Genomic DNA, 23,962 nt, shown 5'->3' with positions numbered 1-23,962 from the left:
ATTTCGTAATTTTGCGACTCAAATTTAAGATACATAAATATACAAAAATATGAGCACAAAAACCGCAACATATGTTCCTTACAAAGTTAAAGATATTTCTTTAGCTGATTGGGGAAGAAAAGAGATTGAATTGGCAGAAGCTGAAATGCCAGGGTTAATGAGTTTACGAGAAGAGTATAAAGATGAGCAACCTTTAAAGGGTGCAAGAATTGCAGGATGTTTACACATGACGATTCAAACTGCGGTTTTAATTGAAACGTTACAGGCTTTAGGTGCTGAGGTTACTTGGAGTTCTTGTAATATTTTCTCTACTCAAGATCAAGCTGCTGCTGCTATTGCTGCTGCTGGAACTCCTGTGTATGCTTGGAAAGGTATGAACGAGGAAGAGTTTGATTGGTGTATTGAACAAACATTATTCTTTGGTGAAGATAAGAAGCCATTAAACATGATTTTAGATGATGGTGGAGATTTAACGAATATGGTATTAGATAAATATCCTGAGTTAGCTTCTGGAATTAAAGGTTTATCTGAAGAAACTACTACAGGGGTACACCGTTTATACGAGCGTATGAAAAACGGAACGTTACCAATGCCTGCGATTAACGTAAATGACTCGGTTACTAAATCGAAGTTTGACAATAAGTACGGATGTAAAGAATCTGCAGTTGATGCAATTCGTCGTGCTACTGATGTAATGTTAGCTGGTAAAAGAGTAGTGGTTTGTGGTTATGGTGATGTTGGTAAAGGTACTGCGGCATCTTTCCGTGGAGCTGGTTCTATCGTTACGGTTACTGAAATTGACCCTATTTGTGCGTTACAAGCGGCAATGGACGGTTTTGAAGTGAAGAAATTAGAAACTGTTGTTGGAAAGGCGGATATCGTAATTACTACTACTGGTAACAAAGATATCGTTCGTTCTGAGCACTTCGAAGCGATGAAAGATAAAACAATTGTTTGTAACATCGGTCACTTTGATAACGAAATCCAAATGGGTTGGTTAAACGAAACATACGGTGATACTAAGGTTGAAATTAAGCCTCAAGTTGACAAGTATACTGTTAAAGGAAATGATATTATCGTATTAGCTGAAGGACGTTTAGTAAACTTAGGTTGTGCTACTGGTCACCCAAGTTTTGTAATGTCTAACTCTTTTACAAACCAAACTTTAGCGCAAATCGAATTATGGAAAAATTCTGATGCGTATAAGAACGAGGTGTATATGTTACCTAAACACTTAGATGAAAAAGTAGCAAAATTACACTTAGCTAAGATTGGTGTTGAGTTAACCGAGTTACGTGAAGACCAAGCTAAATATATTGGTGTAACTGTTGAAGGTCCATACAAACCAGAACACTATAGATACTAGATTCTTAGAGTCAAGATTTTTAGAATCAAGAGTCAAGACACAAAAAATCCCGCAACATTGTTGCGGGATTTTTTTATACTGTTTATAAAAGTTTTATTCGGTAGGAATACGCTCATCAATCATTTTTAATGGCATACCTTCCATTAAATCGATTAAGTCTAAAATATCTCTTACTTTCTCTTCTTCTTCGGCTTGTTCTGTTACAAACCATTGTAAAAAGATTTCAGAAGTAAAATCACTTACTTTTCTTGCAGTTTTAAATACGTGGTGAATAGATTTAGTTACTTCTATTTCGGCATCTAAAGAAGCTTCAAAAATAGCTCGTAAGCTTTCAAATTCGTGAGCAACTTCTGTAGCTATAGGTGACATTGCACTACCGCCATTATCGTTAACGAATTTGAAAATCTTCATCATGTGCTCTCTTTCTTCTTCAGCTTGCTTATAAAAGTATGCTGCGCTATTTCTAAGTTCTCTTTGGTCGCACCATGATGCCATGGCTAAATATTTAGAAGAAGCTTGTTGCTCCATCGTTATTTGGTGGTTTAGCAAATCAACTACTTCCACATCTAAAATCATGTCTCTTCTTATTGCTGTTTCCATAATATTTTGTTTAGTTTTAATACTATAAAGATACAGATTATAAGGCTCTAAAAAGAATAGAGGGGCTAATTTAAAGCTAGTCTTAGTAAAGACTTTTCTGCTTAAATACTGATAAAAGAAGTTCTCGTAACTCTATGAGTTGAGGTACATCTAAGAATAATAGGTGTTTGTTGTCTGCTGCAAAAAGGAGTATGAAGTTATCACCGTCGATAATCGTTTCTAAAGATTCATAAGAAGCGTATTCTAGTACTTTTTTTCTGAAGGTTAATAGTTGGCAGAAAGTAAAGTCTATTACTTTATAGCCTAAATCTAGTTGGTAACAGTTTCTGCCACCACAAGAAATTTTAAATGATAATTCTTCTACAAAAAAATTCATTCGGCAAATATAATTATTTTTAATGAATCTAAAGAAGAATAATTTAAGCAATAAAAAAGCCCACTAATTAGTGGGCTTTTTTATTATAAACGTCTTTTAAGACTAAATATTCAATGACTCGAATAATTCAACTAATTTAGGATTAGAAGGTCTTGGAGCATTAGAATCTATAATCTTTCCTTCTGGATCTAATAAAATAAATCTTGGAATTCCTGATACTTTATACGCATCCATAAAAGCTTTATCTTCTTTTGCATATAATTGAACTCCTGATAATTCTTTATCAACAATCATTTTTTTCCAAGTCTCATAGTCTTTTTGTCTGTCAACAGAAATACTTACAAACTCAATATTTTTATTGTGGTATTTTTCTTCAACTTTCTTTAAGAAAGGAATTTCGTTTTTACATGGTTGACACCAAGTAGCCCATAAGTCGATATAAACATACTTACCTTTTAAATCATCTAAAGAAGTAGTACCTCCAGCATTATTTTCATAGTCAACAAACTTAGGAGACTCAGCACCTTTAGCTAAGTTTTTAGCAATATATTGCTTATCGTTGTACATTTTAGTTAAGTACTTTTCTAAACCAGCAATACTTTGTTTTTGATTTGCCACGAAAGTAGAATCTAATGTAGCTCCTTCAAATCTCTTGTTAAAATCATCAACAAAATTTGAAACTTTAGATCTAAAGTCTAACTCTGGTAAATCCATTAACTCTCTATCTCCAAATAATTTTTCTTGATTTAAAGAAGATTGAGCTAAGAAAGCACTTTCTTCAGAACCAACACCCGTATAAGTTATAGTTTCATCAAATTTTTGAGCGTCAAGGGTCATGTTAATATCTGCTCCATTTTTTAAGTATAAAGTAGCATATTCTTTACCATCAAAAAGTCTGTAGAAACCATCTTTTATATTCATGGTATCTTTAAAAGTTCCGTCCTCACCAACTTTAATTACTTTGTTGAATTTAAATTGAGGGTTAGAAATAGTAACAGTTTCAGAGTTTTTGTTAGTAATTTTTCCAGAAAAAGTAACATAATCTTTTTGTTCCTTTTTACATGAAATTAAGGCAATAGAAAATGCCAATAAGTAAACTAGTTTTTTCATTAGGGTGTGTTTAATTTTGCTATCCAGCGTTATAATAAGCGTCTAAATTAGTGATTTTAAATGAAAGCGCAATTTTTTAACATTTCCCTAACTGTTTTAAAGTTGTATACTTGCTTGAATTCTAGCTTTATAATTATCCTAACCAACCTTCACGATCCAAACTTCTATATTGAATAGCTTCAGTAATATGTTCGGATTGTATGTTTTCGGAAGAAGCTAAATCGGCAATAGTGCGAGATACCTTTAAAATTCTATCATAAGCTCTAGCTGATAGGTTTAACTTTTCCATGGCTATTTTTAATAAGTTTTTACTTTCTTCTGATAGCTTACAAAATTCACGAATCTGCTTTACATTCATTTGAGCATTGTAATGAATGTTTTCAAAGTCTTTAAACCTAGTTGTTTGTATTTCACGAGCAAGAGTAACACGTTTTCTTATATCTACGCTACTTTCTCCTTTTCGTTCATCTGATAGCTTATCAAACGGCACTGGTGTAACTTCAATGTGAATGTCTATTCTATCTAATAAAGGGCCAGAAATTTTACTTAAATAACGTTGCATTTCGGCAGGAGAGGAGGTAACTGGTGAGTCGGGATTATTGAAATATCCAGAAGGACTTGGGTTCATACTTGCTACCAACATAAAACTACTAGGGTAGTTTACTGTAAAACGAGCTCGTGATATGGTAACTTCTCTGTCCTCTAAAGGTTGACGCATTACTTCTAAAACTGTACGTTTAAATTCTGGAAGTTCATCTAGAAAAAGGACTCCGTTGTGTGCTAAAGAGATTTCTCCAGGTTGAGGGTATTGTCCGCCACCTACAAGTGCAACATCAGATATTGTGTGGTGAGGAGAACGAAAGGGGCGTTGATACATTAAACCGGTATTCTTTACCTTTCCTACTACTGAATGTATTTTGGTGGTTTCTAAGGCTTCGTGCAAAGTCATAGGAGGTAGAATGGAAGGCAAACGTTTTGCCAACATTGTTTTACCCGCTCCTGGAGGTCCTATAAGAATAATATTATGTCCACCAGCAGCAGCAATTTCCATACAACGTTTTATGGATTCTTGTCCTTTTACATCAGCGAAATCAAACTCTGGAAAATCGATATGTTTGTAAAATTCAGCACGAGTATCAACGGTTGTAGGTTCAATTAGTTGATTACCATCAAAATGATTGATAACTTCCATAATATTGTCTACTCCTAGAACATTTAAGTCGTTAACAATTGCAGCTTCTTTAGCGTTTTCCTTAGGAAGGATGAAATGTTTAAAGCCTTCTTCACGTGCTTTAATAGCAATAGGTAAGGCTCCTTTTATGGGTTGTAAACTTCCATCAAGAGAAAGTTCTCCCATAATGATGTATTCGTCAATGTATTCTGATTTTATTTGATTTGAGGCAGCTAAAATTCCTACAGCTAAGGTTAAATCATATGCAGCACCTTCTTTACGAATATCAGCAGGTGCCATGTTAATAATGATTTTCTTTCCTGGGAGTTTGTAACTGTTATTGGCTAAGGCGGCAGAAATTCTATACGAACTTTCACTTACAGCTTTATCGGGTAATCCAACTAAATGATATCCTATACCTTTATCAATATTAACTTCAACGGTGATTGTGGTTGCTTCAATACCAAAAACGGCACTTCCATAGACTTTTACTAGCATATTTTTTTCTCTTTTCGTTAAAGATAGAGAAAAAAATAAAATTTATTGTAATCGCATCTGTTTTGGGTTCCAAAGAGTTGGGTCATTCTTTTTTAAGAAGCCTTTTAAAAGATTGTTGTTTTGATAATCGGTATAATCATCATAAATTAATGAAGTTGGTTTTTTACTTAGTTTATTGAATGGAAGAGAAAAAGAATTGTTATCAATATCTTCTTGACTCACAATGAAGAATGAAAATCCTGTTAAATCTAGGTTTTTATTTATTGTTGATGAATCAAAAAAAGTAGTCTTTATTTTAGAAAAGGTATAAATACTTTTAGGTGCTTTTTCTTTTTTATCAATTTCTTGGGCTGTACTAGAAAATATCACAGCTATTAAAAAAAGGGTAGTAATGCTATTTTTCATAAAGTTAGATTTATAAAAAAAATAGTACCAAGAATTATGCCTTTTTTGATTTAGGAAAAATGTACTTGTACATTTTACGAATACCAATAAATATTAAAACGACTAAAATAATAGCAACTACAGGTAAAAAAATAGAAAAGGCAGACATAACTACTGAGGTTCCTGTTTCTACAGTTGAAATAACTGGATTGGCTACTCCACCAGTTGTTGCTGTAGAAGTAAGCCGAGTAGAAGCGGCAGTACCTTTTATAGCTGATGCTGTTCCTCCACCAGCAATAATTGCTAAAGCCCAAGTAATAAAGGGCGATAAATCTGCTACGGTTGAAACCATAACTGCTGTACCTGCAATTGCAGCAAGTGGAACTGCTATGGTATCAAGTAAATTATCAAACCAAGGAATATAATAAGCAAATATTTCTAATATGGTAGCTACCCCTAAGGTTATAATAGCAGGAGTACTTGCTGCCCAAATCCAGTTTTCGTTTAATGGAATTATATTATAATATCCAGCTAAACTTAATGCAAACAGAGGTAAAAAGACTCTAAACCCAACTGAAGCAGCTAAGCCAATTCCTAAAAATATGCTGATAATAGTTTCTGGTGTCATATATTTTTTATTGAAAGATATAAAAAAAGCCTCTTTTTTAAAAAAGAGGCTTTTAAATATATAGTTCTAATACTAAAATTAGTTAGAGTTAAATCTGTCTAAACCAGTTTTTAACCAATTGTAGTAAGTCGTATGATCTGTATATTGTTGAGGTGAGTTTAATACCTCTAATTCTGGACTCATTAATACATAGAATGGTTGAGAAGCTGTTTTAAAGTTAGCAGCTTGTAAAGTTGCCCACTTATCACCATAAGTTCTAATTCTTTTTACTTTTCCATTTGATTTGATAAAGTCGAATTGCTCTTCTTCTGGTAACATTCTTTGATGGTCATCTACATATAATGAAATTAATACATAATCGTCATTAATTAAAGAGTAGATGTTTGGTTGACTCCAAATATTCTCTTCCATTTTACGACAGTTTACACATGCCCATCCTGTAAAGTCTAATAATACAGGTTTGTTAACCGATTTTGCGTAAGCTATACCTTCATCAAAATCTTTAAAACAGTTTAGGTTAAGAGGACAGTGGTTGTCTTTTTGATAAATACTATGGAATTTAGGTGGAGCAAATCCACTTAATAATTCATTTTGACTCCATGCTGGTTTCTCCATAACTCCTGGAGCTAAATACACAGCTAATCCTAATGCACCGATTCCTATTAAAACTCTAAAAAGAGTCATTTTTCCATATTTTTTACCGATAAATCCAAATAGATAAAGTGCTAATAAAAATGCAATTAAAGCCCATATACCGATAAAAATTTCTCTTTTTAATAATCCCCAGTGACCTACTAAGTCAGCATTTGATAAGAATTTGAAAGCAAAAGCTAATTCAATAAATCCTAAAACAACTTTAACAGTGTTTAACCATCCACCAGATTTTGGTAATGTGTTTAACCAGTTAGGGAACATTGCAAATAAAGCAAAAGGTAATGCTAAAGCTAATCCAAAACCTACCATACCTACTGATAATTGCATAGCACCACCGCTTAACGATCCTGCTAATAATGATCCTAAAATTGGTCCTGTACAAGAGAATGATACGATAGCTAAAGTTAATGCCATGAAGAAAATTCCGATTACTCCTCCAATATTAGAAGCACTATCTGCTTTATTACTCCAAGAGCTAGGTAATGTTAATTCGTAAAAACCGAAGAAAGAACCTGCAAAGAATATTAGAATAACAAAGAAGAATAAGTTTAACCAAATGTTAGTTGAAATACTATTTAATATTTCAGGATCTAATGTATCTAAGAAGTGGAAAGGTAAACTTATTAACCCATAAATTAATACGATAAAGAAACCATATAAAACAGCACTACCAACACCTTTTCCTTTTTTCTCTGTACGTTTTGTGAAAAAAGATACAGTTAAAGGCACCATTGGGAATACACATGGAGTTAAAAAAGCTAATAATCCACCAACAAAACCTAACAAGAAAATGTTTAATAAGGTGTCATTTTCTTCTTCACCAGAACTTGACTCAGTTGAACTTTTTAATAAAACTGTGTTTTTTAAGTCTAAGTTTAAAGTTTGAGATAACTCTTTACTTTTATCATCAACTTCAGCAACAGTTTGTTCTACTTTTTCACCTGATAATGAAAATGTGAAATCTTCATCAAAAGGTAAACAGTATTCTTTACATACTTGTGCGTCTAAGTTTAATGTAACTTTTGTTAATGTAGAATCAGAAACAGTAATTCGTTGTACTATTTTACCTTCTTCAACAAAAAAGATTTCATCTTTTCCCCAGATTTCACTAAACTGAGTTTCTGTTTCACTTTCCTTGGCTTTACCATTTAAGGTATATCCAGATTGTCCTTCTGCTGGTGTAATTGTCATAGGTAGTGACGCATCTTCTGGGTTATACTGAGAGTATAAATGCCAGTCTTCAGCAATTAACACGTCAAAAATTAAGTCGTACTCAGTATCAGAGATCTTCTCTACTTTAGGAGTAACAACTACGGGGTTATCATCAGATTGAGAATAAACCGCTAAACCTATGAATAATAAAAATAGAGTAAAGAATTTTTTCATTCTATTGTAGTTTGATGGGGTTAATTAAATACTAATTTTTAATAGTTTGGTTGTTTTTTCTGTCGGTAAAAAGCGTCTGTCTTGCCGTTTTCCTACTATCCAAATAATCTCATTTTTACTGGAACAGAGTAACCAAACTTTATTTTTGTTTACAATTGATATCTTTTCGTCTTTAAAATACTTACTAACTTTTTTACGTCCTAACATTCCTTTAGGATAAAAAAAGTCACCGGACTTCCACCGTCTAAGTTTTAGGGGGAAACTAAGTAGTTCGTCATCAACGTAAATACTTTTATTATCAGTATTAGTTTTTTCTTGAACCCTTTTTAGTAGCAGCTTGATAGGTGCTGTAATTTCTTTGTTTTCCTCCCTTATAATGAAATGTTCCTCTTCAAAAGAGGTCTTTTCATTAGTGCGTAAAAGTAATAAAAAATCTCTGTCTTTCAACAAAGTATAAAATTTTGTTAAAATACGTTTACCTGATTGTGCATAAATCAAGTTGTAAACATCGTCCCATTCCGTGAATTTATAAGGCTTTAACAGCTGGTAGAGGTATGCTTTCGGGTTCGATAACTTTAACAGTTTTACAATGTTTATTTTTAATAAATCTCCCTCTTTTGAGACGATTTGATGGGTGATTTCTTCTATTTTATCATTAACAATTTGTTGAGATTCTTTTAAATGACCAATCGTTTTATTAAAATTATTTAAGATGTTGGGATTCAGCTCTTTTAGTATTGGTGTTATTTGGTGACGAATCTTATTTCTCAAATATTTTATATCAGCATTGCTTTTATCTTCACGCCACTTAATATTGTTGTTTTCGGCAAATGTTAGAATCTCTTCACGAGAAAAAGGAAGTAAAGGTCGGATGATGTTTCCATTAATTGAAGGTATTCCAGTCAAACCTTCTAATCCCGTGCCACGAGAAAGGTTAATTAGAAAAGTCTCCAAATTATCGTCAGCATGATGGGCTGTTAATATATAATCAAAATTGTTTTCTTGACTTAAAGTATTAAACCAATTGTAACGTAAATCTCTTGCTGCTAGTTGTGTTGATAATTTATTCTTAATAGCATATTCATTCGTGTTAAAGTGTGTTGTAAATGTTTGGATATTTAAGTTTTCTCCTAACTCTTTAACAAATACTTCGTCTAAATCACTTTCTTTTTCTCTTAATTGGAAATTACAATGCGCTAATGAAATATTAAAACGCAGTTGATGTAAAAGGTGTGTTAGTACAACACTATCAACTCCTCCAGAAATAGCTACGAGTAATTTTTTCTCTTTTAAAAAGGGAAATTGTTCGTCAATATGTTTTGCTAATTTTTGGAGCATGTAGATGAATAATTATTGTAATTGAGTGTTTAACCAGTTTACAACATCTTGTAACATTTCTTCTTTACATAAGTCATTTTGTAACTCATGAAATCCGCCTTCATATAATTTTATACTGGTTTTAGATGCATTATTAGCAAAAGCTTCCGTGCCTTTATAATCAATAATTTTATCTCCTGTACCGTGTAATAGTAACATTGGTGTTTTTAGAGAGGAAGCATTTTTTATAGCCCATTCACCAGCATCAATAAAAGATAAAGAGAAATTAGGGCTAACTTTATCATGTACTAAAGGGTCATTGCTATATTTTTCAACTTCAACAGGATCACGAGATATATCATTTGCATCTAATTCATTACCTAAAGTAATTGAAGGTGCTATTTTTTGCATTATTTTCCCTAAAGAAAGTTTCCATGCAGGTGGTTCAAATGCTAATCGTAAAAAAGGACTTGTAGCTATAATTCCTTTTAGAAGGTGTTCTTTTCTAAGAGTATAATTAATTACAGTGTTACCTCCCATAGAATGTCCATATAAAAAGGTAGGTTTGTCGCCAAAAACCTCTTTGGCTTTATCAATTAATTTAGTTACACTTTCTAATACATAGTTGTAACCAGGGTTATGTCCTCTTTTTCCTGTTGTCTTACCGTGACCGAAGTGATCAAAAGCAATTACTCCAAAATTATTATCTGTTAGCTTTTTCGCTACATGTTCATATCTACCAGAGTGCTCTCCCATTCCATGGATAATCACTACCACAGCTTTTAGGCTTTCAGGTTTCCAATATTGACCAAAAAACTCAGTTTTTTGAAAATTGAATGTAAATGTATGGTGTGTCATCTAGTCTCTAGTAATGTTTCCATCTTCTAAAATATTAAAAATAATAGTAGAAGGAGAGTCAGAAATATATTCAACTAATTCAATGCTATTTTTATCAAGAGTAGAAGTGGTTTTTAACATTCCTTCCGCTATTTCATCATAAGCCAATATTTGACTATTAATTATATTGAATTGCTTATCGTAAGTTACTAACATAGAGATTAACTCAGTATTATTTGGATAGAAATAATATACTACAGATTGAAAGTTTTCTGATATTTTAGGAAGGTAAGAAACACCAATTTTAGCATTTTTCTCATTTAATTGTTCTTCAAAAATTGAAGGAAGTTTTAAAAGTTCTTGTTGAGATTTGGTTAATAATTTACCTTCTACATGATTGCTAAAGTTTGTGCTATCAACCAAAGGAACATTTTTAGTAGGATAATCGTTTAAAAATGAATACTTGTTTGCTTTACAAGATGTCATTGATGCAATAATAGCAACGAAAAGTATAATTTTAAATGTGTTTTTCATCTCTTTATTTTTTGTAATAGTTTTTTGATTAGAAATATTTATTTTGAGTATTTGTTATAAATATAGTTAACTTTTGTTAGTATGCGTTAAAACATATTTCATAGCCTTGGCTTTGAGTAAGCATTCTTCATATTCTTTTTCTGGAGTAGATTTAGCTGTAATAGCACCACCAACTGAGTATGAAACGTATTTATTTTCTGCATTGTATAAAATACTTCGGATAACTACGTTAAAATCGAAGTCGCCATTTGGAGTAAAATAGCCAACGGTTCCAGAGTATAAACCGCGTTTGGTTTCTTCTAATTCTTCAATGATTTTCATGGCTGAAATTTTGGGAGCTCCGGTCATGCTTCCCATGGGGAAGGTGTCTTTGATTACATCAACTGGATGTGTAGTATTTTCAATTTCTGAAACTACAGTAGAAATCATTTGGTGTACTTGCTTAAAAGAGTATACTTTACATAGTTCTTCTACTTGGACACTTCCTTTTTTAGCTGTTCTTGATAAGTCGTTACGAACTAAATCTACAATCATAATATTTTCTGATCGTTCTTTTTCGTCACGAGCTAAATCAAAAGCAATTTTCTCATCTTCAATAGGACTTATAAGTCGTTTTGCAGTTCCTTTTATAGGTTGAGAAATAATTTTAGAAGCTTCTTTTCTGATATATCGTTCTGGAGTAGCAGAAAGCAAGTAATGATTGTCATTTCTAAAAAAAGTAGCAAATGGAGGTTCTGATATTTTGTTTAACTGTGTATATACTTTATATGGATTTATAATTGTGTCTTCTGCATAGAATTCTTGACAAAAGTTAGCTTCATAAATATCTCCTCTATGGATATGTTCCAGTACTTTTTCTACTTTTTGGTGGTATTCATCTTTATGTATTCGGAGTTTTATTTTTACTTCATCTGTTTCTTCTTGTTCGTGATTTTGAATAATAGGATTGGTTTCAATAATGTCTTCAAAATCTTCTTCTAACTCATCATCAATCATTTGTAAATAATGAAACTCAACTGTATTTTCTTTGATGAAAATTAATTTTTGAGGTTGAAAAAAATACAAGTCAGGAAAATGAAGCCCGTCAAAATTATTAGAAGTTAGTCTTTCAGTGTCATTTTTAACATCATAACTAATGTAGCCAAATATGTAATCTTTTGTGAAAGATTGGTATTCTTTAAGTTTATCAAAAGCGTTATGATAATCTGTTTTAATAGAAGTAAATTCTTCTACAGCTAAAGCGCAATCAAAAGAGCTATATTTTTGCTCGTAATTGTTAGAATCTAGCCAAATAGCTGTTTCAAATTGTTTAGCCCAAACAAACAGTTTTTGTTTGAAGAGCTCAGGGGTGTCTATAGAAAAAATACGGACGGTTCTTGACATCGCCACAAAAATAAGAAACCCGATAGAAATACTGCTATCGGGTTTGAGTTTTATACGAATTTGAGGATTATTCTTTTTTTGAGTTTTCGTATTCTTCAATTTTCTTTTCAACTTCTTCTAAAGTACCTTCAAAAGTTTTTTCTTCAGTTGTTTCTTCACCGTTTTTAATAATTGTAGTAGTAATAGTAGCTTTAGCAGTACCATTGTCACTCTTTTCAATATTTACTTTAACGATGTTTTCTAATTTGTTTTCTGTAGTAAATTCAGCATCAGTAGAAAGTTTTACTTCATGTTTTTCACCATTCTTGTCAATCCAAACTTTAATATTTTCCGTTTCTTTATGTGTTTCAGAAGAAGTATGCCCGCCTAATATTGGAGCAATAACTAAACCAACTAAACATGTAAGTTTAATTAAAATGTTCATTGATGGTCCAGAGGTATCTTTAAAAGGGTCTCCAACAGTATCACCCGTAACGGCTGCTTTATGAGCATCAGAACCTTTGTAGGTCATCTCTCCGTTGATTTCAACACCTGCTTCAAAAGATTTCTTAGCGTTGTCCCATGCACCACCAGCATTATTTTGAAAAATAGCCCACATAACACCTGATACACAAACACCAGCCATATAACCACCTAAAGGTTCAGGACCAAAAGCTAATCCGATAATAATTGGGGTGATGATAGTTATTAACCCTGGTAAAATCATTTCTTTTAAGGCAGCTTTGGTTGAAATATCTACACATTTTGCATATTCAGGGATACCTGTTCCTTCCATAATTCCTGGAATTTCTTTAAACTGACGACGTACTTCGTGTACCATTTCCATAGCTGCTTTTCCCACTGATTGCATTGCTAATGCAGAAAATATTACAGGAATCATTCCTCCAACAAATAGCATAGCTAATACATCTGCCTTAAAAATATTTATTCCGTCAATTCCTGTAAAAGTTACATAAGCTGCAAATAAAGCTAAAGCAGTTAAGGCAGCAGAAGCAATGGCAAAACCTTTACCAACCGCAGCAGTTGTGTTTCCTACAGAATCTAAAATATCAGTACGTTCACGGACGTGATCTTCTAATTCACTCATTTCAGCAACACCACCAGCATTGTCAGCAATAGGACCGAATGCGTCTATAGCTAACTGCATAGCTGTTGTTGCCATCATTGCTGAAGCTGCTAAAGCAACTCCGTAAAATCCTGCAAAATAATATGAACCATAAATTGCAGCAGCAAATAATAAAACAGATAAGAAAGTAGATTTCATACCTACAGCTAAACCAGCAATAATATTAGTACCAGCTCCTGTAGCACTGTTTTGTACAATAGCTAACACAGGCTTTTTACCTAAACTAGTGTAATACGAAGTTACCATAGAAATAAGAGCACCTACTGCCAAACCGATACAGGCTGCCCAAAATACATTAATGGAAGCTACTTCTTTAAAACCTGCACCGAAGAATTTCATTTGCATTGTTTCAGGAAGCATCCATTTTATTAAGAAAAAACTTGCCGCTAAGGTTAAAATAATAGCAACCCAGTTTCCTGTGTCTAATGCTTTTTGTACTTCTGCTTCTTTAGCTGTGTTATCTTTAATTCCTACCAAAAAAGTTCCAATAATGGAAGCTACAATACCAACTCCAGCAATCACTAACGGAAGTAGTATTGGTCCCATTCCGTTAAATGCATCGGAAAAAGTAGAGTCTATTGACATGTCTCTGATAACATAGTTTCCAAGAACCATGGCTGCTAATACTGTTGCTACGTATGAACCAAATAAATCGGCCCCCATACCAGCAACATCACCAACGTTATCACCAACATTATCTGCAATGGTAGCAGGATTACGAGGGTCGTCTTCTGGGATTCCTGCTTCTACTTTTCCTACTAAATCGGCACCTACATCGGCAGCTTTGGTATAAATACCTCCACCAACACGAGCAAATAAAGCAATAGATTCAGCTCCTAATGAAAATCCTGCTAAAGCTTCTAGCACAACAGTCATTTCATTGTAGAAGTTTCCGCCATCTGTAATAAATTGACCAACAAATATTAGAAAAAATAAACTTAGTCCTAAAACGGCTAAGCCAGCAACACCAAGTCCCATTACAGTTCCTCCGCCAAAAGATACTTTTAGAGCTTGTGGTAAACTGGTTTTAGCAGCCTCAGCTGTTCTTGCGTTAGCATCGGTTGCAATACGCATTCCTATGTTTCCTGCTAGCGCAGAAAATATAGCTCCTATGATAAATGCAGGAACAATCATAATACTGGTTGTTTCTACCAATTGAGAGATTCCAAATAAAGCTAATGAAGCGATAATAACAAAGATTAGTAATAATCGATATTCGGCAGCTAAAAAAGCAAGAGCTCCTTCTTTAATACTTTTTGAAATGGATTGCATTTTTTCATTTCCTGCATCTTGTTTTTTAACCCAGATCATTTTTATATACATAAAAATGAGTCCTAAAAGTGCCAAAAGTATTGGCACATATATCATGTTTTGTTTCATGTTATTGTTATTTGATTAGTTATAAGTGTTCGTAAATATAACAAAATCAATAACTAAACAAAAAACCTCTCAGTTGAAGCTGAGAGGTTTTTTGTTTTATATAGGATAATTTTTTCAGATTAAATCTTGAAATTTCCATTAGCTTTATGTTCGCTATTTTCATAACGCTCTAAACACTTGTCTAAAATTTCGTAAGCTTCATCAGCATTACCCCAGTCTCCGATATCAACTTTTTTCTTTTCTAAGTCTTTGTATACTTGGAAGAAGTGTGTGATTTCTTTTTGACGGTGAGGGTTTAGGTCTGTGATATCATTATATCTGTTCCAAATAGGGTCAGATACTGGTACACAAACAATCTTTTCGTCTGGGCCTTTTTCGTCTGCCATATGGAAAACACCAATTGGTTTTACCTCCATAACACACATTGGGAAAGTTGGTTCAGCACCTAAAACTAAAACATCTAATGGATCACCATCTAATGCTAAAGTTTGAGGAATAAACCCATAGTCTCCAGGGTACATCATTGAAGAGAATAACATTCTATCAAAACGAATTTTTCCTAAATCAAAATCGTATTCGTACTTGTTTCTACTACCTTTTGGTATTTCAATTAAAACATCAACTGTTTTTCTTTCTTTTGCGGTCATATATTCTAAACTTTTCTTCGTTTTCTAAAATCGGTTTGCAAAAGTAGTGATTTATTAGTTTTTTTAAAGAAAAAATAAAGGTATTTTATGGTTAAATGTATGATTATAAGCCGGGTTTAATACCTATACGGATTGCAAACTTTGGTGTTGGGGCAACAACTGAACCTGCTGGAGGTGTATAATTACTTCTCCAAATAGCGTCAATTCTTAGAAAACGTAAGTTACCATACCCAATATTTTCTAGCCCAACACTATATTCATAATATAGTTTGTTAGGAGCGTTGTAGTTAATGTTATATGCTCCACTGCTATTAGATAAGCCATCATTTATAGCTCTATTTTCTTGAGATATATTTCCGTAAGCAGCTCTAAAAGAAACTAAACTTCTTAGTTTTAACTTTTTTAATAGCGGAATTCTATTCAGAATATAACCATTAAAATGGTGTTCAAAATGTCCTGCTAAATATTCGTCAGCAACAAAATCGTAGTAATTAAGTAAGGCAAAAGTATCTTTTACTAATGAAAACGTTTGGTTGGCAGGAATAGGACTTAATAAAGCAACAGGAACAGTACCAAATGTTTTTCCTGCTTCAATACTAGCGTCTAAAGTTCCAAACTTACTAAGTAGAATAGGTTGGCTGTATTTGAATTGGATTTTATCGTAACTGTGAGTTCCATTAAAAGGTCCTTTATAACCTTTTCGGTAGTTTAATACAAAAGTAGGAAATACGTTTCGTCCAAAACGTCTTTCTACACCTAACCCATATACAAATCTTCCAGGAGTGAAAGAAACATAAATATCGGAAGCTACATCAGTAACTCTTGATTGAATATTTCCGTTTTCATCAATGTAATTCATGGAGAAATCTTTCTCAGAAGCTGAAGCTATTTTTGAGTGAGAAAAATTAAACCCTACATGTAAGTTCTGTTGAACTTGGTAATCAAAATTTGTAGCTATTTTTTCAATATTAGATAAAAAGAAATTATCTCCTCTTGAAAATAATGCAGCCGTACCAAAACTTCTTCCTAAAAGTTGTGTTGTGTTTAATAAGGTACTACCTAATTGTTCAATATCTTTTTGATAAGCAACACCAACTGCAATTCTTGGTTTGTAAGATAAAAGGTAGCGTGCTTCTGCACCATATTTTGCTTTTTTGTCTTTAAAGCCGTAGGCAATGTGACCTCCTAGGCGAAAACGATCATCTTTAGTGATAAAGGTTCTGAATCCCATTTTGGTTCTGAATCCTTCTACTTGATTGTTGGCAAAAGCAGTCCATAAAGGTCCAATTTGCACACCAAATTTGGTGTTTATATATCCACTGGCCACTGTGTTAATTAGACCTGTTAGGTTTTTTATTTGTTTCTTTTCTTTAACACTTTCAATTAATTTGTAGGTATTTTTACTTTCATTGGATTGAACATCTGCCCAATAAGATTCTTCTTTTTCGTATTGATCAGGCCTAATCTTTTCAATAGTCTGTTCGTAAAAGCTTTTAGGAAGTGCTTTGTCTAAGACATAGTTCTTAAAAATGATATTTTTTTTAATAGTTAACCCTTTATTACTTTCGTTTTTATCAATAAAAGTAAAGTCTCCTTCATAAGCATTTTTAGTAGGGATGTAAATGCTGTCGTTTCGTACTTCAAATTCTTTTTCAAAAGTAAGCCCCCTTACAAAGTTTAAGTTGATGCTTTTGTGGACTTTCATTTTTAGTTTTTTGATAGAGAAGTTTTTGTCAGCTACCCAAAAGTTCCCTTGAAAAGCTAAATCACCATCCCTTCTTGGGAAGAAGTAAATGTTGTAGAGTTTTTTATTATTGTTTACAATACTGTCATATAAAACATAATCGTAAGTAGAAAAACCATCAGTAGATAAAGGACTAATAAAGGGTTTTTGAAGTAAGTTGATATTGTTTTTAAAAACATCAACATTTTGAAAAGTATTAGCCATTCTATCAAAAATAAAACCTTGGGCACTTAAACCTTCAGATTTTTCAGCTTCAATATCTTCTCTAAGATTGTTGTTTTTATTGTCTCCATATACATTAGCAACTTGTTCATTTAAGTAAATAGGAATGTAATAATTTATTCCATCGCTATCATAATTTATTTCTTGAAGAGCTTGTTTATATTCTTTCTTAAATATTTTTTTCAAGAACAATGTATCTAAGTTGTTTAGCCCAATTTCTATGGATGTGTTTTTTTTGTATTGATAATGGTCAACTAAGTCAAGTCCATTTTTTCGCTTACGTTTCCATATCTCTTTTAAAATTCTATAAGCGGGATTTTCTTTTTTCTTTAAACGTTTTTTAGGTTTGGTAACAATAACAACTTCTTCTAACTCATTGCTTTCCTCTTTTAATACAACACTTAAAAATTTTGTCTTTTGACTAACTTTTATTGTTTGCGTTTGGAATCCTACAAAAGATATTTCGAGTGTACCTCTGTATTTATTTGTTTTTAGATAAAATCTACCGTTATCATCAGTAGTGGTTCCGTGTGTGGTGTTTTTTAGGATTACATTAACGAAAGGCATTGGAGTGTCAAACTCGTCAACTACTTTACCTTGTATGGTTAATTGTGCGCATAAAACACTGGTAGTTAGTAGTAATAGTAAGGTAAGAAGATGTTTCATCATTTTTTTTACTACAAAATCCTTTTGACCAGAGTCAAAAGGATTTTAATTTATTTTTCAATTTCTTTTTTCTTCAATTATTTGCGGTACATTACCTCTTTTACGGCTGATACAACATCGTTTGCATTAGGCAACCATTCCTCCAATAATACAGGAGAATAAGGAGCGGGAGCATCAGCAGTTGTAATTCTTTTAATAGGAGCATCTAAGTAATCAAATGCTTCGTCTTGCACTCTAAAAGTAATTTCTGATGAAACACTTCCAAATGGCCATGCTTCTTCTAAGATTACCAATCTGTTAGTTTTCTTAACAGATTCTAAAATAGTTTTATGATCCATTGGACGAACTGTACGTAAATCGATAATTTCAACTGAAATACCTTCTTTAGCTAATTCGTCAGCAGCTTTATATGCTTCTTTTATGATTTTACCAAAAGATACTACAGTTACGTCTGAACCTTCTCTTTTAATATCAGCAACTCCAATAGGGATGATGTATTCTCCTTCAGGAATTTCCATTTTATCACCATACATTTGCTCAGACTCCATAAAAATTACTGGATCGTCATCGCGAATAGCAGCTTTTAATAAACCTTTTGCGTCGTATGGATTAGAAGGAACAATTACTTTCAATCCAGGGCAGTTAGCATACCAGCTTTCAAAAGCTTGTGAGTGTGTTGCTGCTAATTGACCTGCAGAAGCTGTAGGCCCACGGAAAACAATAGGGCAGTTAAACTGTCCACCACTCATTTGACGGATTTTCGCAGCATTGTTAATAATTTGGTCAATTCCTACTAAAGAGAAATTGAAAGTCATATACTCAACAATAGGGCGGTTACCGTTCATTGCTGATCCTACAGCAATACCACCAAAGCCTAATTCTGCAATAGGAGCATCAATAACGCGTTTAGAACCAAACTCGTCTAACATCCCTTTGCTGGCTTTATATGCACCATTATACTCAGCAACTTCTTCTCCTATCAAGTAAATGCTTTCGTCTCTACGCATTTCCTCGCTCATTGCTTCGCAAACGGCTTCTCTAAATTGTACTGTTTTCATACGTTTTATAAGTAGTTGTTTATCAAGAGTGCAAAAATAATAAAAATAGGGGTAATATTGTAGCTTTAAAATAAACAAATGATTATGTAATAATAATACCTTAATTTTGAGGTTGATTAATGTTGAGGAAAAAATTTATTATGCGTGCATAGTAAATTAAAAAAAATCCTTAACTTCGTCGCACAAAATTAAGTTTCTTTAAAACAACGATATATATGAAAATATTAGTTTGTATCAGTCATGTACCTGATACTACTTCAAAAATCAACTTTACTGATAACGATACAAAGTTTGATACTAACGGGGTTCAATATGTTATAAATCCATACGACGAGTTTAGTTTAACTCGTGCAATGTGGTTTAAAGAAAAACAAGGAGCAAGTGTAACTGTAGTGAACGTTGGAGGAGCTTCTACAGAGCCTACATTACGTAAAGCTTTAGCGATTGGTGCAGATGATGCAATTCGTGTAAATGCTGAACCTACTGACGGATTTATGGTTGCTAAAGAATTAGCTGAAGTTGTTAAAAATGGAGGATATGATTTAGTATTAGCAGGAAAAGAATCTGCTGATTATAATGGGCAAATGGTTCCAGGGATGTTAGCTTCTTTATTAGATTTTAACTTTGTTAATGGTTGTGTTGGTGTAGAGGTAGATGGAACAAATGCTACTTTAGATAGAGAGATTGACGGAGGAGAAGAAAAAGTATCTTCAACATTACCAATGGTAATTGCAGGTCAAAAAGGAATTGTAGAAGAAAAAGATTTACGTATTCCTAATATGAGAGGTATTATGATGGCGCGTAAAAAGCCGTTAAGTGTAGTTGAACCAACGGGTGCAGCAGCAGCGACAGCAACTCAAAACTTTGAAAAACCAGCACCAAAAGGAGCGGTTAAGTTAGTTGATAATGTTGATGATTTAATTGATTTATTACATAACGAAGCGAAAGTAATTTAATCAGTTAACCTGTTTTAATAGAGTTCAAAAGAAAAAATAAAAATATTTGTTAGTGTTTAATGATAAAAAACTAACCACTAACGACTAAAAAAATAAATAAATATGTCTGTATTAGTTTTTGCCGATTCATCGGAAGGAAAATTCAAAAAAACAGCTTTTGAGGTTGTTTCATACGGAAAAGAAGTAGCAGAACAATTAGGAAGCGACTTAGTAGTGTTAACTATTAATGGAGGAGATGCTTCTGAATTATATACTTACGGAGCAGAGAATGTAGTAGAAGTAAAGAACGATTTACCTTCATTTAATGCTAAAGGTTATGCTTCAATTATTAAACAAGTTGCAGAAGCAAAAGGAGCAAACACAGTAATTATTGATTCTAGTGTTGATGGATTAACTGTAGCACCATTAGTAGCTGTAGCTTTAGAGGCAGGATATGCTTCAAATGCTGTAGCTTTACCAAGTAGCACAAGTCCTTTTGTTGTTAAAAGAAAGGCTTTCTCAAACAAAGGGTTTAATAACACTGAAATTTCAACTGAGAAAAAAGTAATAGGTGTTGCTAAAAATTCTTACGGAGCACATGAAAATGCAGTAAGTGGTACTGCTGAAAGTTTTGATGCTACATTACCTGAATTAGGAGTGAAATCTGAAAATATTAATAGAGCAACAGGAAAAGTTACTATTGCTGATGCTGATATTGTTGTTTCTGCAGGAAGAGGTTTGAAAGGGCCTGAAAACTGGGGAATGGTTGAGGAGTTAGCTGATGTTTTAGGTGCAGCAACTGCATGTTCTAAGCCTGTATCTGATTTAGGATGGCGTCCACACAGTGAACACGTGGGGCAAACAGGTAAGCCAGTAGCTTCAAATTTATATATAGCTATTGGTATTTCAGGAGCAATTCAACATTTAGCAGGAATTAATGCTTCAAAAGTAAAAGTAGTTATCAATACAGATCCTGAAGCTCCTTTCTTTAAAGCTGCTGATTACGGTATTGTTGGTGATGCTTTTGAAGTTGTACCTCAGTTAGTAGACAAATTAAAAGCTTTTAAAGAAGCATAAAATAGTGGTAATTTTTTCTTTTTCTATAAATTAGAGTACAACTCATAATTTTTAGTAAATTGTGCCCACTTTAGAAGGCTGTCTAAAATTTTAAGCAAAAGGCCTAAATTTAGACAGTTTTTTTGTATTTTATGATGATTGATTGTACATGAGTTTAATTAAACTAACTATAAAAGGGATTTCGTATAGCCAAACACAAAGTGGGGCATATGCTTTAGTGCTGAGTGAAATGGAAGGAACCAGAACACTTCCTATAATCATAGGAGCATTTGAGGCACAATCAATAGCAATAGCATTGGAAAAAGAAATCCGTCCTCCAAGACCACTTACTCACGATTTATTTAAAACATTTTCTGATAGATTTTCTATCACAGTTAAGCAGGTAATTATACACAAGCTAGTTGATGGTGTGTTTTATTCAAGCTTAATCTGCGAAAGAGAAGGAGTAGAAGAGGTTATTGATACAAGAACGTCAGATGCAATAGCTTTGGCAGTTCGATTTGAAGCACCAATCTTTACCTACGAAAATATTTTAGATAAAGCAGGTATTTATCTAAAAATGGATGAAGAACTAACAATTGAAGAAGATTTGGATTCTGATGAAGATGAGATTGAGTTTTCAATTGAAGAGGAAGAAGAAGATCAAGGGAACTACTCACACTTATCACTTAAAGAATTACACGAACAACTTAACGATGCTGTAGCCAATGAAAACTACGAATTGGCAGCTAAAATTCGTGATGAAATCAGCAAACGTTCTTAATTTAAAATATTAAAAATGAAGAAACTATTTACTTTCATAATGCTTTGCGTTACGATGATAACTTTTAGCCAAAGCATTGAAAAAAAGTGGAATTTCTCATCAATTACAACAACCAAAGGAGATTCAATTGTTTCTATAGATCCTACAGATGTTTTTACCTTATCAGAAGGCAACTTTACATACTCTTTAGTAGCAAAAGATAGTTTACAAGCTTCAGGAAACTATATTCATCAAAATAACTTATTAATTTTTAACTACAAACAACCTAACGATACAGTTCGTTATTACAATGTAGTTGAGTTAACAGATGAAGTATTAACACTTTCAGAAAAAAACATACTTTATAACTTTACAACAGAACCAAAAGTAGTTTTAGAAAAAGACTCTGAAGAAGTAGTAGATAATACAAGTAAAATAATTCCAAGTCAAGGTTTCTCAATGCAAAGTTTATGGAGAGGAGCTTTAGGAATGGTAACATTATTAATTATAGCTTTTTTATTTAGTGCAAACCGAAGAGGTATAGATTGGAAAACAGTAGGACTGGGATTAGCTTTTCAATTATTAATAGCAATAGGAGTTTTAAAAGTTCCCTTTGTGCAAAAAACATTTGAGTTAGTAGGAGGTTTATTTGTTAGTGTATTAGATTTTACAAGAGCAGGAAGTGAGTTTTTATTCAGCGGTTTAGTTGCTGATATGGATTCTTTTGGATTTATTTTTGCTTTTCAAGTATTGCCTACAATTATATTTTTCTCGGCACTAACGTCAGTGTTGTTCTATTTAGGGTTAATTCAAAAAGTAGTAAAAGGATTAGCTTGGTTGTTATCTAAATTTTTAAAGATTTCTGGAGCAGAAAGTTTATCGGTAGCAGGAAATATTTTCTTAGGACAAACAGAAGCACCTTTGTTGATTAAAGCATATTTAGAAAAAATGAACCGTTCTGAAATCTTATTAGTAATGATAGGAGGAATGGCAACCGTAGCAGGGGCTGTTTTAGCTGCTTATATTGGATTTTTAGGAGGAGATGATGAAGCATTACGCTTATTATATGCAAAACATTTATTAGCAGCATCTGTAATGGCAGCACCAGGAGCAATTATTATTTCTAAAATATTATATCCACAAACTGAAGAAGTAAATACAGATGTACAAGTTTCATCAGAAAAAATTGGTTCAAATATTTTAGATGCCATTGCTAATGGAACAACAGAAGGTTTACAACTAGCAATGAATGTTGCAGCAATGTTATTAGTATTTATTGCATTTATAGCCATGATAAATGGTATTTTAGGTGGAATTGGAGGTTTTGATGGAATTGAATATTTCAGCTGGAAATTTACTTCTTTGAATGAGTTGATTGAAGGAGCTACACCTTATGAAGCATTATCGTTAGAATTTATTTTAGGATATGCCTTTGCACCTTTAATGTGGTTAATAGGAGTTGCTAAAGAAGATATGGCATTAATGGGACAATTATTGGGTATTAAATTAGCTGCAAGTGAGTTTGTGGGATATATCCAATTAGCAGACTTAAAAAATGCAGCAAGTGCAACACATTTAACGTATAGCAAGTCAGTAATTATGGCTACTTATATGTTATGTGGTTTTGCAAATTTTGCTTCTATTGGAATTCAAATTGGAGGAATTGGTTCATTAGCACCAGGTCAACGTAAAAACTTATCTGAATTTGGTATGAAAGCTTTAATTGGAGGTACAATTGCTTCGTTAATGTCAGCAACCATAGCAGGTATGATTATTGGTTAATAAGGTTTTTAGAATAATAGGTTTTTTGTAATCTATTGTTTTTTAGGTTGATAGTTTTGTTTGTTCACTTTTTTTGATATATTTATACCAATATTAACCCCCAAAATTAAATCTATCATGAAAAAACTGAAAAGTTTAAAAGGAATTAAAACGTTATCAAAAAGAGAACAAAACCAAATTAACGGAGGTGGCTATACCTATTGTAAAGGAAGCAACATGTGTTGTACAAGATTTGCTAACGGTTTTGAGTTTTGTGACTATGGTTACTGTCAAAGTAACGGAAACTGTGTTTGGGCATAGTTATAGTTGATAACTTATTAATATAATTTTAAAAGCATT

21 protein-coding genes are annotated in these 23,962 nt (G+C 32.7%); 6 read left to right on the top strand and 15 right to left on the bottom strand.

Annotated elements, in window-relative coordinates; translation table 11 throughout:
- Positions 1-49 precede the first annotated feature (49 nt).
- Complete coding sequence (ahcY, locus tag ACTPNM_RS15860; protein WP_274639443.1) at positions 50-1,366, top strand: adenosylhomocysteinase; 1,317 nt, start codon at positions 50-52, stop codon at positions 1,364-1,366.
- Between the two features lie 93 nt (positions 1,367-1,459).
- Here the strand turns inward: ahcY and ACTPNM_RS15855 are convergent, their stop codons facing one another.
- The 15 genes from ACTPNM_RS15855 to ACTPNM_RS15785 all read right to left on the bottom strand — a co-directional run bounded on the left by ACTPNM_RS15855 (position 1,460) and on the right by ACTPNM_RS15785 (position 19,087).
- Positions 1,460-1,966 carry a ferritin gene (locus ACTPNM_RS15855; protein WP_274639444.1) on the bottom strand — a complete coding sequence of 169 codons (507 nt, stop codon included), beginning with the start codon at positions 1,964-1,966 and terminating at the stop codon, positions 1,460-1,462.
- Positions 1,967-2,048: 82 nt separating this feature from the next.
- Entirely contained in the window at positions 2,049-2,342 is a 294-nt protein-coding gene (locus tag ACTPNM_RS15850; protein WP_440122789.1) for a hypothetical protein, read from the bottom strand.
- Between the two features lie 102 nt (positions 2,343-2,444).
- Complete coding sequence (locus ACTPNM_RS15845; RefSeq protein ID WP_440122788.1) at positions 2,445-3,452, bottom strand: TlpA family protein disulfide reductase; 1,008 nt, start codon at positions 3,450-3,452, stop codon at positions 2,445-2,447.
- A 133-nt stretch (positions 3,453-3,585) separates the two neighbouring features.
- Positions 3,586-5,121, bottom strand: coding sequence for a YifB family Mg chelatase-like AAA ATPase (locus ACTPNM_RS15840; RefSeq protein ID WP_274639446.1), 1,536 nt, complete (start codon positions 5,119-5,121; stop codon positions 3,586-3,588).
- 42 nt (positions 5,122-5,163) lie between these two features.
- The gene (locus ACTPNM_RS15835; RefSeq protein WP_440122787.1) at positions 5,164-5,526 is read right to left on the bottom strand and encodes a hypothetical protein; all 363 of its coding nucleotides are present in this window, start codon (positions 5,524-5,526) and stop codon (positions 5,164-5,166) included.
- A 34-nt stretch (positions 5,527-5,560) separates the two neighbouring features.
- A complete protein-coding gene (locus tag ACTPNM_RS15830; RefSeq protein WP_440122785.1) occupies positions 5,561-6,133 on the bottom strand; it encodes a DUF4126 domain-containing protein in 573 nt (190 codons plus the stop codon).
- A 78-nt stretch (positions 6,134-6,211) separates the two neighbouring features.
- The gene (locus tag ACTPNM_RS15825; protein ID WP_440122783.1) at positions 6,212-8,173 is read right to left on the bottom strand and encodes a cytochrome c biogenesis protein CcdA; all 1,962 of its coding nucleotides are present in this window, start codon (positions 8,171-8,173) and stop codon (positions 6,212-6,214) included.
- A gap of 24 nt (positions 8,174-8,197) precedes the next feature.
- Positions 8,198-9,511, bottom strand: coding sequence for a tRNA lysidine(34) synthetase TilS (gene tilS / locus ACTPNM_RS15820; protein WP_440122781.1), 1,314 nt, complete (start codon positions 9,509-9,511; stop codon positions 8,198-8,200).
- A gap of 12 nt (positions 9,512-9,523) precedes the next feature.
- On the bottom strand, positions 9,524-10,348 hold the full coding sequence (locus ACTPNM_RS15815; RefSeq protein WP_440122779.1) for a lysophospholipase: 825 nt from the start codon (positions 10,346-10,348) through the stop codon (positions 9,524-9,526).
- Positions 10,349-10,861: a hypothetical protein gene (locus ACTPNM_RS15810; protein ID WP_440122777.1), complete on the bottom strand. Its 513-nt coding sequence runs from the start codon at positions 10,859-10,861 to the stop codon at positions 10,349-10,351.
- Positions 10,862-10,927: 66 nt separating this feature from the next.
- A complete protein-coding gene (pabB, locus tag ACTPNM_RS15805; RefSeq protein WP_440122775.1) occupies positions 10,928-12,244 on the bottom strand; it encodes an aminodeoxychorismate synthase component I in 1,317 nt (438 codons plus the stop codon).
- Between the two features lie 67 nt (positions 12,245-12,311).
- Positions 12,312-14,750: a sodium-translocating pyrophosphatase gene (locus tag ACTPNM_RS15800; protein ID WP_440122773.1), complete on the bottom strand. Its 2,439-nt coding sequence runs from the start codon at positions 14,748-14,750 to the stop codon at positions 12,312-12,314.
- Positions 14,751-14,869: 119 nt separating this feature from the next.
- Positions 14,870-15,397, bottom strand: a complete 528-nt coding sequence (locus ACTPNM_RS15795) for an inorganic diphosphatase (protein WP_099215634.1) — start codon at positions 15,395-15,397, stop codon at positions 14,870-14,872.
- Between the two features lie 103 nt (positions 15,398-15,500).
- Complete coding sequence (locus tag ACTPNM_RS15790; RefSeq protein ID WP_440122771.1) at positions 15,501-18,032, bottom strand: DUF5686 family protein; 2,532 nt, start codon at positions 18,030-18,032, stop codon at positions 15,501-15,503.
- Between the two features lie 74 nt (positions 18,033-18,106).
- Positions 18,107-19,087, bottom strand: a complete 981-nt coding sequence (locus ACTPNM_RS15785) for a pyruvate dehydrogenase complex E1 component subunit beta (protein ID WP_440122769.1) — start codon at positions 19,085-19,087, stop codon at positions 18,107-18,109.
- 215 nt (positions 19,088-19,302) lie between these two features.
- Between ACTPNM_RS15785 and ACTPNM_RS15780 the strand changes: the two genes are divergently transcribed.
- From ACTPNM_RS15780 to ACTPNM_RS15760, 5 genes are all read left to right on the top strand, one after another.
- The gene (locus ACTPNM_RS15780) at positions 19,303-20,043 is read left to right on the top strand and encodes an electron transfer flavoprotein subunit beta/FixA family protein (protein ID WP_099215631.1); all 741 of its coding nucleotides are present in this window, start codon (positions 19,303-19,305) and stop codon (positions 20,041-20,043) included.
- A gap of 102 nt (positions 20,044-20,145) precedes the next feature.
- Entirely contained in the window at positions 20,146-21,099 is a 954-nt protein-coding gene (locus ACTPNM_RS15775; RefSeq protein WP_440122767.1) for an electron transfer flavoprotein subunit alpha/FixB family protein, read from the top strand.
- A 148-nt stretch (positions 21,100-21,247) separates the two neighbouring features.
- Positions 21,248-21,862, top strand: a complete 615-nt coding sequence (locus tag ACTPNM_RS15770) for a bifunctional nuclease family protein (protein WP_274639463.1) — start codon at positions 21,248-21,250, stop codon at positions 21,860-21,862.
- Between the two features lie 15 nt (positions 21,863-21,877).
- The gene (locus tag ACTPNM_RS15765; protein ID WP_274639464.1) at positions 21,878-23,623 is read left to right on the top strand and encodes a NupC/NupG family nucleoside CNT transporter; all 1,746 of its coding nucleotides are present in this window, start codon (positions 21,878-21,880) and stop codon (positions 23,621-23,623) included.
- Positions 23,624-23,740: 117 nt separating this feature from the next.
- A complete protein-coding gene (locus ACTPNM_RS15760; protein ID WP_440122764.1) occupies positions 23,741-23,923 on the top strand; it encodes a hypothetical protein in 183 nt (60 codons plus the stop codon).
- Positions 23,924-23,962: the final 39 nt, after the last annotated feature.

The organism is Tenacibaculum sp. Ill (assembly GCF_051938915.1).
Classification (GTDB): Bacteria; Bacteroidota; Bacteroidia; order Flavobacteriales; family Flavobacteriaceae; genus Polaribacter; species Polaribacter larymnensis.
This window is presented reverse-complemented; position numbering and strand designations above follow the sequence as displayed.